This is a genomic window from Rahnella sp. P4_A8, from assembly GCF_056402435.1.
Genome location: NZ_JBFUHK010000084.1, coordinates 1 through 10,424, shown reverse-complemented (window position 1 = coordinate 10,424; position 10,424 = coordinate 1). Strand labels below are relative to the sequence as shown.

General features: G+C 50.3%; 11 protein-coding genes. 5 read left to right on the top strand and 6 right to left on the bottom strand.

Features of this window, described 5'->3' with window-relative positions:
- The 3 genes from AC1DUO_RS22065 to rpoE all read right to left on the bottom strand — a co-directional run.
- Positions 1-600: sigma-E factor regulatory protein RseB domain-containing protein (locus AC1DUO_RS22065; RefSeq protein ID WP_477988763.1), on the bottom strand; the 600-nt coding region annotated here is incomplete at its 3' end.
- Positions 600-1,247, bottom strand: a complete 648-nt coding sequence (rseA, locus tag AC1DUO_RS22060; protein WP_013576725.1) for an anti-sigma-E factor RseA — start codon at positions 1,245-1,247, stop codon at positions 600-602. The genes AC1DUO_RS22065 and rseA, both read right to left, overlap by 1 nt.
- Before the next feature lie 30 nt (positions 1,248-1,277).
- On the bottom strand, positions 1,278-1,853 hold the full coding sequence (rpoE, locus tag AC1DUO_RS22055) for an RNA polymerase sigma factor RpoE (RefSeq protein WP_013576726.1): 576 nt from the start codon (positions 1,851-1,853) through the stop codon (positions 1,278-1,280).
- Between the two features lie 214 nt (positions 1,854-2,067).
- On the opposite strand from rpoE, the gene nadB reads away from it, so the two are divergent.
- Positions 2,068-3,669 (top strand): L-aspartate oxidase, encoded by a 1,602-nt coding sequence (gene nadB / locus AC1DUO_RS22050; protein WP_477988761.1) that lies wholly within the window; start codon positions 2,068-2,070, stop codon positions 3,667-3,669.
- Positions 3,670-3,732: 63 nt separating this feature from the next.
- Here the strand turns inward: nadB and trmN are convergent, their stop codons facing one another.
- Positions 3,733-4,536 carry a tRNA(1)(Val) (adenine(37)-N(6))-methyltransferase TrmN gene (trmN, locus tag AC1DUO_RS22045; protein ID WP_411829829.1) on the bottom strand — a complete coding sequence of 268 codons (804 nt, stop codon included), beginning with the start codon at positions 4,534-4,536 and terminating at the stop codon, positions 3,733-3,735.
- A 99-nt stretch (positions 4,537-4,635) separates the two neighbouring features.
- Between trmN and srmB the strand changes: the two genes are divergently transcribed.
- Positions 4,636-5,964 carry an ATP-dependent RNA helicase SrmB gene (gene srmB / locus AC1DUO_RS22040; RefSeq protein WP_477988759.1) on the top strand — a complete coding sequence of 443 codons (1,329 nt, stop codon included), beginning with the start codon at positions 4,636-4,638 and terminating at the stop codon, positions 5,962-5,964.
- A gap of 92 nt (positions 5,965-6,056) precedes the next feature.
- On the opposite strand, the gene grcA is transcribed toward srmB, so the two are convergent.
- On the bottom strand, positions 6,057-6,440 hold the full coding sequence (gene grcA, locus AC1DUO_RS22035; protein WP_013576730.1) for an autonomous glycyl radical cofactor GrcA: 384 nt from the start codon (positions 6,438-6,440) through the stop codon (positions 6,057-6,059).
- A 339-nt stretch (positions 6,441-6,779) separates the two neighbouring features.
- Between grcA and ung the strand changes: the two genes are divergently transcribed.
- Positions 6,780-7,460 (top strand): uracil-DNA glycosylase, encoded by a 681-nt coding sequence (ung, locus tag AC1DUO_RS22030; RefSeq protein ID WP_037036748.1) that lies wholly within the window; start codon positions 6,780-6,782, stop codon positions 7,458-7,460.
- Between the two features lie 60 nt (positions 7,461-7,520).
- Here ung and grpE read toward each other — a convergent pair whose 3' ends face one another.
- Entirely contained in the window at positions 7,521-8,108 is a 588-nt protein-coding gene (grpE, locus tag AC1DUO_RS22025) for a nucleotide exchange factor GrpE (RefSeq protein ID WP_013576732.1), read from the bottom strand.
- 137 nt (positions 8,109-8,245) lie between these two features.
- Here grpE and nadK point away from each other — a divergent pair, with 137 nt between their 5' ends.
- Positions 8,246-9,124: an NAD(+) kinase gene (gene nadK / locus AC1DUO_RS22020; protein ID WP_013576733.1), complete on the top strand. Its 879-nt coding sequence runs from the start codon at positions 8,246-8,248 to the stop codon at positions 9,122-9,124.
- 96 nt (positions 9,125-9,220) lie between these two features.
- Positions 9,221-10,424 (top strand): DNA repair protein RecN (recN, locus tag AC1DUO_RS22015; protein WP_477988756.1); only part of this gene is annotated, 1,204 nt, incomplete at its 3' end.

Genomic DNA, 10,424 nt, shown 5'->3' with positions numbered 1-10,424 from the left:
ATCAGAAAGCGTTCCAACAACTTGTTCTCCCTCATCAAAACTGATCACACGGAACTGCTCAAGCGTTTCACCGTCACGATCCAGTAAATCGACACGCATCGGCAATTTCGTCTGCTCATCGATCCATATGACATAACTGAATCGGGTACCATCGCGGGATACAACTCTGATCACCTGACTCAGGCGATCCGCTGTGCGTGCGCGGCCTACGGCGATAAAATCGTAGTATTTGGTCAGAAGAGAAAAATCGCTGAACACGATGGAAGGCAGGGAATCAACGATATGATCGCCATCCAACGTAAAGGGCTGTAAACCGGTCTCAAAGTAGCTGACGTCTTTTCCACGCTGGACAATTTCACGGCGCGGACCATCCATCAGAACCAGTTGAGCGAGGGAAGTTTGATGAGAGACAGCATGACGATAGCGAAAGGAATCAATCCCTTGCTTCGTAATGTTGATAAAACCCATTTCATAATTCAGCGTCTGGGAAGCTTTGCCCATCTCTTGCAGTAACGCCTCGGAAGAAGAATCTGCCGAGGCGATACTTGGAGTAAGCAGGCTGCCCGCAGCTAAACAAACGGCAAACCAAATTTGCTTCATTACTGCGTTTGCGTTCCTAAAGACTGAGTTCCTGGGACCTGAACAGCGGCTTGCTGAGGAGTAACTGGTTCGAGTTGAAGCTGCTCTGAATGCAAGCGACGCTGCAATTCGTAATCCTGCAACATCGCATTAATGCGCTTACGTTGCTCCTGAACATTCTGTTGCCCGCTGGTGGTATTGCCTTCATTTGGCACGCCGAAGCTCACCGGGGAGGCTTTACCCATCATAGGCAACGTATTGAACGCTGGGGTTTCCGGAGAAGCACCCGATGCGTCAGGCTGGTTATAATGCTGAACGCCAACAATCACAGCAAGTGATACACAAGCAGCCACGCCGACCTGAGTCAACTGACTCGCCCAAGGGCGCACCTTCTGCCAGAATGGCATTTTTTGCCAGGTATGAGGCTGAGGTTGTGATTCGGTTGCTGAACCCGGCACCAGTTTTACCGGCTCATTAGCCAGCGCTGCGGCCACACGGTCTGCGATATCCAGATGCACAACGTTCCCAATATCACCACGTAAGGTATCGCGGATCAAATGATAACTCTGCCAGTCTTGCTGAAGCCTGGTATCTGTTGATAACGAACTTAACAGTTCGGTATCAATGGCTTCACCATCCATCAGAGCGGAAAGCTTTTCTTTCTGCATGCCTAAGTATCCTTCCTGTGTCCGTCATCTCTAACGCTGGATGAGCGGTTGAACTTTGTTATCAATTGCTTCCCGGGCACGGAATATACGGGATCTCACCGTACCCACCGGACAATCCATGATGGCGGCTATTTCTTCGTAGCTCAATCCATCCAACTCCCTCAAGGTAATCGCCATACGAAGATCTTCAGGAAGTGCTTCAATAGTACGGAAAACAATCTTCCGTAACTCTTCAGACAACATCAAGTTCTCAGGGTTCGAAATTTCTTTCAGTGCACCGCCACTTTCGAAATTTTCGGCTTCATTCGCGTCGACATCACTGGATGGCGGGCGTCGCCCCTGAGCAACTAAATAGTTTTTCGCTGTGTTGACTGCAATACGATACAGCCAGGTATAAAAAGCACTGTCGCCGCGGAAAGATTCCAGCGCACGATATGCTTTGATAAAAGATTCCTGAACCACATCAGGCACATCACCTTGTGGCACATAGCGGGATACAAGGCTCGCTACCTTATGCTGGTAACGAATAACCAGTAAATTGAACGATTTTTGATCACCCTTCTGGACCCGCTCAACCAGAACCTGATCGGCTAACTGCTCGCTCATCCGAGGTAAAATCTCCCCAAAATCTTCTCCGCGCTTAAAGTCGTACTGCCAGCTTTCATCATTATATTCCTGAGCAAGTACTGCTTGGAGTTCACATGAAACATTAAGTTCCACATCGCCGTTGTTTTTTCTATTGAAGTCTCAAGCCCGTGGCTTTTGCACGGGAGTTTAGGCTAACATGAATTTCCCTCTTCTTCTGCAAACATCATACGTTATGCAACCTTCATCTGAATTTCTTAGCGATGTATTGATAATCGGAAGTGGCGCTGCAGGCCTTTCTTTGGCTTTGCGACTTGCAGACCACTGTCATGTCACTGTTCTCAGTAAAGGCCCGCTCAACGAAGGCTCAACATTTTACGCCCAGGGCGGGATTGCCGCCGTTTTCGACGAAGCAGACAGCATTGCCTCACATGTTGATGACACATTAATTGCCGGTGCGGGCTTATGCGATAWAGAAGCTGTTGAATTTATCGCGAGCAACGCACGTCATTGTGTCCAGTGGTTGATCGACCAGGGCGTACTGTTTGATACCGAAACCAACACAAGCTCAGAAGAGCGTTATCATCTGACACGTGAAGGCGGCCACAGCCACCGTAGGATCCTGCATGCTGCTGATGCTACAGGTAAAGAAGTAGAGACTACGCTGGTTGGGAAAGCAAGGGCGCACGCCAATATTTGCGTGAAAGAACGCTATAATGCCGTTGATTTAATTACCTCAAGCAAGCTTGGATTGCCGGGGACACAACGCGTCGTTGGCGCGTATGTCTGGAACCGCGATAAAGAGCACGTTGAAACGCTCCGTGCCAAGGCCGTTGTACTGGCCACAGGGGGCGCAGCCAAGGTCTATCAGTACACGACCAATCCGGATATCTCTTCCGGCGATGGCGTCGCCATGGCGTGGCGCGCAGGCTGCCGTGTTGCCAATCTTGAATTCAACCAGTTTCACCCGACGTGCCTCTATCACCCTCAGGCACGTAACTTTCTGCTGACGGAAGCACTGCGCGGCGAAGGTGCCCTGCTCAAACGCCCGGATGGCACCCGTTTTATGCCGGATTTCGATGAACGTGGAGAACTGGCACCGCGCGATGTGGTGGCACGGGCCATCGACCATGAAATGAAGCGTCTTGGCGCCGACTGCATGTATCTCGATATCAGCCATCGCCCGCCGGAATTCATTAAGCATCATTTCCCGATGATTGATGAAAAGCTGCAATCACTGGGTATTGATCTGACCAAAGAGGCCATCCCGATTGTTCCGGCTGCGCATTACACCTGCGGCGGCGTAATGGTTGATCAGCACGGGCGCACCGATCTCGATGGTTTGTATGCGATTGGCGAAGTCAGTTATACCGGCCTGCATGGCGCTAACCGTCTGGCCTCTAACTCACTGCTGGAATGCGTGGTTTATGGCTGGTCGGCAGCAGAAGATATAATTAAACGTCTGCCGCATGCAAAACTGGCGACAAATATTCCGCAATGGGATGAAAGCCGGGTGGATAATTCCGATGAGCAGGTGGTCATTCAGCATAACTGGCATGAATTGCGGCTGTTTATGTGGGATTACGTAGGGATTGTACGCACGACAAAACGTCTTGAGCGTGCGTTGCGCCGCATCATGACGCTGCAACAGGAAATTGACGAGTATTATGCCAACTTCCGTATTTCCAATAATTTGCTGGAATTGAGAAATCTGGTGCTGGTTGCCGAGTTGATCGTCCGCAGTGCCCTGGAACGCAAAGAGAGTCGAGGACTGCATTTCACGCTGGACTATCCTGATCTACAGGAAAATCCGCAGCCGACCATTTTGCAGCCGTAATATTTGCAGCAATGGTATCGGGAAAGTGCGAAGGAACGCACTTTTTGAAAGCCCAGCCATCCGCTAATAATTCAGATAAAAATCAGTAATCAGCGCACAGAATGCTTCGCTGTAAACGCCTTCCGATTTCCGCAGTGCCAGTTCCTCGTCAACCCTTTCAACTGATTGCCTTGATAAGGTCAGCACTAGCCGGTTAAGCGGTTTTCCCGGTCGGTCGCGTACGGCCATCCGCCGTGCACTGAACCAGCCTTTTCGATGAGCCAGAGTTTCAAACGCCAGCCCGATGTCGTACGGCAAGACAACACTAAACAATCCCTCTGGCGTAAGCAGCTTATTTGCGCATTCAAGCAATGCATCGTGCGTCAGAGTTTCGGTGTAACGGGCGGCATTTCGGGCTTCATCGCGACAGGCAACAGCCGATTCAAAGTAAGGCGGATTACTCACAATCAGATCGTATTCAGCCTGATGTTCGCCGGCATAAACATTAATGTCCTGCGCATACACCGCCAGCCTTTGCGCCCAAACTGAGTTGCGGAAATTCTCCTCAGCCTGCGCCGCTGCGGAAGGTTCGAGTTCGACGGCATCAATAACAGTTTGAGCATTACTGCGTTGCGCCAGCATCATGGCAATCAGGCCGCTGCCGCAGCCAATATCAAGAACACGTCGTGCATGGCTAACCGGCGCCGTGGCACCGAGCAGGACACCATCGGTACCGACTTTCATCGCGCATCGGTCATGCGCAACGAAAAACTGCTTAAAGGTAAATCCATTACGCCGTAAAGGGTTTGCGGAACTGACTACTTTTGTCACTAATTTCACCGTAATTACGCCAGCCAACAGGCCTGTAAACGAAAACTGTCGTAGCATAGGGCAAAGAGAAGCAGAGTAAAAGCCACGCAAACCGCTTAAATAGGTGAAGATCGCGTCTAACACGTCTATAATCGGCGCCCCAAGTAGAGGTAGACCATGACTGTAACCACTTTTTCCGAACTCGAACTCGATGAACGCCTGATTGAAGCCCTTGGCGACAAAGGCTATATCCGTCCTACTGTCATTCAGGCAGAGGCCATTCCGCCAGCAATGGACGGACGCGATGTGTTGGGTTCGGCTCCTACCGGCACCGGCAAAACAGCGGCATTCCTGCTGCCTGCATTGCAGCATTTGCTGGATTTCCCGCGTAAGAAATCTGGTCCGCCACGAATTCTGATCCTCACGCCAACCCGTGAACTTGCTATGCAGGTTGCTGAGCAGGCGCGTGAGTTAGCCAAACATACCGAACTGGATATCGCCACCATCACCGGCGGTGTGGCTTATATGAACCACGCCGAAGTGTTCAGCGAAAACCAGGACATCGTTGTTGCGACCACCGGTCGTTTGCTGCAATACATTAAAGAAGAAAACTTTGACTGCCGCGCAATCGAAACGCTGATCCTCGACGAAGCCGACCGCATGCTGGACATGGGTTTTGCTCAGGACATCGAAACGATTTCCGCCGAAGCACGCTGGCGCAAACAGACGTTGCTGTTCTCCGCAACGCTGGAAGGGGAAGCCATCCGTGAATTCGCAGAACGCATCCTGACTGAGCCGGTGGAAATCGAAGCTGACCCGTCACGCCGCGAACGCAAAAAAATCCTGCAATGGTATTATCGTGCCGACGATCTGGCGCATAAAGCCCGGATGCTCATCCATTTGCTGAAACAGGAAGATGTCACTAAATCCGTGATCTTTGTGCGTAAACGCGAGCGTGTGCATGAGCTGGTTGCGTGGTTGCGCGAAGCAGGGATTAACTCCTGTTATCTTGAAGGCGAAATGGTGCAGGTGAAACGTACCGAAGCCGTCAAACGTATGGTTGAAGACCGCGTTAACGTCCTCGTTGCGACCGACATTGCTGCCCGTGGCCTGGATATCAACGACATCAGCCATGTCTTCAACTTTGACCTGCCGCTGACCGCTGATATCTATCTGCACCGTATCGGCCGTACCGGTCGTGCTGGTCGTAAAGGGACCGCGATTTCTTTCGTGGAAGCGCATGACCATCTGCTGCTCGGTAAGATCGGCCGTTACCTTAACGAGCCGTTGAAAGCACGCGTATTGGACGAGTTCCGTCCAAAAACGAAAGCACCGAGCGAGAAAGTCACCGGTAAGCCGTCGAAGAAAGTGCTGGCGAAACGCAAAGAGAAGCAGAAAGCGGATCAGGAAAAATCGAAGGTGAAAGTTAAAGTTCGCCATCGTGACAGCAAAAACGTCGGCAAACGCCGTGTTAAACCTGACGCTGTAAAAGACGCTGCTAAATAAACATCAGCCTGATTTGGTGCAAAGAAAAACCGCCCTGAAGGCGGTTTTTTTATATCCATGAAACTGCTGGAATCTTAAAAGCTCGGAAGCGATTACAGACTTTCGGTGAAAGTACGGGTAATCACGTCACGCTGCTGCTCAGCAGTCAGTGAGTTAAAGCGCACCGCATAACCAGACACACGAATGGTCAGCTGCGGGTATTTTTCAGGATGCTTAACCGCATCTTCCAGAGTTTCACGGCGCAATACGTTAACGTTCAGGTGCTGACCCCCTTCCACACGTACAGTCGGTTGAATTTCCATTGGTACTTCACGGTATTCAAACTGGCCAAGCTCGCTGACAGCAACGATCTGGTCTTCCGCAAAACCCGCTTTTGCACACACGCAGCGCGCTTCCGCTTTTTCATCATCCAGCAGCCAGAAAGAGTTTTTCAGCGCTTCGTTGTTGCTTTTAGTAATTTGGATCCCGGTGATCATATGTTGCCTCCATTGTTGGCTACGATACTGTTAATTGATTGGTGTAAGGTTGAACGACAACCTGTTTTCCTGTTGTCAGATATAACAGCAGAACACCCCGCATTCTTTGATAAATATCAATCTTTTCCTTGTGGGTATTTCTTACCCTCAGCATATTTATGTTTTATATCAATTTTTCCAAGGCACTGGATTAAATTATTTTTGTAAATTATCAACAAATTTTTGCATAGAACGTTAAGTCGCAGATAAACATCAGCAAAAGCGCGTGCGGGTTTCACTCATCGGAATGAGCAGGTAAGCTACTGCCAGTTTAAAATTATCATCAAAAGGAGAGCGTCAATGTCCACCACTCTCACCTGGCATGACGTCATTGGTCAGGAAAAAGAACAACCTTACTTCGTTGATACGCTGAAGTTTGTCGCGGCTGAACGCGCTGCGGGCAAAACAATTTATCCACCGCAGCAGGATGTGTTTAATGCATTCCGCTCTACCGAACTGGCAGACGTCAAAGTCGTGATTTTGGGGCAGGACCCTTATCATGGCCCCAATCAGGCTCATGGATTATCGTTCTCCGTTCGCCCGGGCATTCCGGCACCACCTTCATTAGTGAATATGTATAAAGAGCTGGCCGCCGATATTCCAGGCTTCGAACGACCCACTCACGGCTATTTGCAGAGTTGGGCAGATCAGGGCGTCCTGTTGCTCAATACCGTGCTGACTGTCGAAGGTGGTCAGGCGCATTCACATGCCAAACTGGGCTGGGAGACGTTTACTGATAAGGTCATCGCAGCGTTGAATGAAAATCGTGAAGGGATCGTCTTTTTACTCTGGGGCTCCCATGCGCAGAAAAAAGGCAATATTATCGATCGTAATCGTCATCATGTATTGAAAGCACCGCACCCTTCTCCGCTTTCCGCCCACCGGGGTTTCCTGGGGTGTAAGCACTTCTCGCAGGCGAATGCCTTACTGGTGCAGCAAGGTCTGGCACCGATTGACTGGGTGCCCAGATTGCCGGAATAACAAAAAAAGAGGCACCCGCAAAGGTGCCTCTTCCATTATGTCAGTCTGCTTAAAACAGAATCAGGCTTTGGCTTTAGAAACCGCAACCATTGCCGGACGCAAAAGACGGCCGTTCAGCGTATAACCCTTCTGCATCACCATCATTACGTGATTAGGTTCCAGCTCGTCGGATTCCATCATAGTCATCGCCTGGTGCAGTTCAGGGTTGAATGGCACGTGGATATCAGCCACCACTTCCATACCGAACTTGCGAACAGCATCCAGCAGGGATTTCAGGGTCAGCTCGACGCCTTCAATCAGACCCGCCAGTTCTGAATTCGATTTATCAGCCAGATCCAGCGCACGTTCCAGATTATCGATTACCGGCAACAATTCGCCAGAGAATTTCTCCAGAGCGAATTTATGCGCTTTCTCTATATCCTGCTCGGTACGACGGCGGATATTTTCCACTTCCGCTTTCGCACGCAGCAAGCTGTCACGCTCACGCTGCTGGAGTTCTTTCAGCTGCGCTTCCAGTTCAGCAATACGTTCATCGCGCGGGTCAACGACATCTGCCGCCTGAGTTTCCGCTTCCGTATGCAGCTCTTGTTCCTGATTCAGTTCTTCAGAGACTTGCTCGTCAGGTGTCTTATGTTCTTTACTACTCATGAATCTCTCCGCGTTTTAGCATTAATCTTGCTAGTTGGCTTATTATGGGGATCAAAACCGGGGTTTCAAGGTTTGGTTTTTAATGAAACCGGTCATAATGCAGGAGTCATCACACCCTGCTGAGGATAACCACAGCGATGAATAAAAAATTTGAGTGCATTGGGATTGTCGGACACCCTCGCCATCCTTCCGCACTTGCCACCCATGAAATGCTTTACCACTGGTTAATCTCAAAAGGTTATCAGGTGATCGTCGAACGTCAGGTGGCACAAGATTTAGCCCTGGAAGGCGCACAAACGGGCAGTCTGGCTGAGATCGGCAAGCTGGCGGATTTAGCCGTGGTCGTCGGCGGTGACGGCAATATGCTGGGTGCGGCGCGCGTTCTGGCCCGCTATGACATAAAAGTCATCGGCATCAACCGGGGTAATCTTGGCTTTCTTACCGATCTGGATCCGGATAACGCTTTGCAGCAACTCGATGACGTTCTGCAGGGTGAATACATCAGCGAGCAACGCTTCCTGCTGGAAGCCATGGTGCGCTGCAAGGACCAGCAATGTCGCGTCAGTACCGCCATCAATGAAGTCGTCCTTCATCCGGGAAAAGTCGCGCACATGATTGAATTTGAAGTCTATATTGATGACAAATTCGCTTTTTCCCAGCGCTCCGATGGTCTGATTATTTCGACACCAACCGGTTCTACCGCATATTCACTCTCAGGCGGCGGTCCGATCCTGACGCCGACGTTAGAAGCTATCGCACTGGTGCCGATGTTCCCACATACCCTTTCGGCGCGCCCGCTGGTTATCAACAGTAGCAGCACGATTTGTCTGCGGTTTTCGCATATGAGCAATGACCTTGAAATCAGCTGCGACAGCCAGATCGCCCTGCCGATTCAGCCGGGCGAAGAAGTGGTTATCCGTCGCAGTGAGTTTCATCTGAATCTGATCCATCCGAAAGACTACAGTTATTTCAATACATTAAGCACAAAACTTGGATGGTCAAAAAAACTCTTCTGATCTGATAAAAATAATTCGCCAGCCCCTTTACTGTATATAAAACCAGTTTATACTGTATGTAATTACAGGTCTGTTGTTATGTACAGGAAGGTGATCATGCTGGCGCAATTAACTATCAGTAACTTTGCCATTGTCCGTGAATTAGAAATCGATTTTCATGCAGGTATGACGGCCATCACCGGTGAAACCGGTGCCGGTAAGTCCATCGCGATTGATGCGCTTGGGCTTTGTCTGGGCAATCGTGCCGATGGCAGCATGGTGCGTCTCGGTGCCAGCCGTGCAGATATCTGCGCGCGATTCACCTTAGCGGATACCCCTTCGGCGAAACACTGGCTGGCTGAAAATCAGCTTGATGAAGGGCTGGATTGCCTGTTGCGCCGGACGATCAGCAACGATGGCCGTTCGCGTGGCTTTATAAACGGCACGCCCGTTCCCCTGTCACAGCTCCGTGAACTGGGCCAGCATTTGATCCAAATTCACGGACAACACGCCCATCAGCTTCTGCTCAAACCTGAGCATCAGAAAGCTTTACTCGATGCTTATTCGGATCAGCCCTTACTGCTGTCTGAAATGCGCAAAGCTTACCAAAACTGGCATCAGAGCTGCCGCCAGCTGGCACAATATCAACAGCAGATGAGTGAGCGAGAATCACGCCGCCAGTTGTTACAATACCAGTTGAAAGAGCTGAATGAATTTGCTCCTCAGGCAGGTGAGTACGAGCAAATTGATGAAGAATACAAACGTCTGGCTAACAGCGGACAACTGCTTTCACTGAGCCAAAATGCGCTCTATTTGCTGGCTGATGGTGAAGAGCAGAATATTGTCAGTCTGCTTTATAGCGCCCGCAATCAGCTAACTGAACTCGCAGAACTCGACAGCAAAATGAATGATCTTATCGTCATGCTTGATGACGCGTCCATTCAGGTCAGCGAGGCCAGCGATGAATTACGTCATTACAGCGAACGCCTGGACATGGATCCAAACCGTCTATTCGAGCTGGAGCAGCGTTTGTCACGCCAGATGAACCTGGCCCGTAAACATCATGTCAGCGCTGAAGATCTTCCTGAACTGCATCGTCAGTTGCTTGAGGAACAGCAGGAACTGGATGATCAGGAAACCAATCAGGCAGAGCTGAGTGAAGCAGTGCAACGCCATTACCAACAAGCCGTCGCGGTTGCTGAACAACTGCACGAAAAACGTCAGTATTTTGCTGATGAGCTAACGCATCTGATCACCCAAAGTATGCAGGCACTTTCCATGCCACACGGTAAATTTAAAATTCAGGTCCAGTTCGAACCAG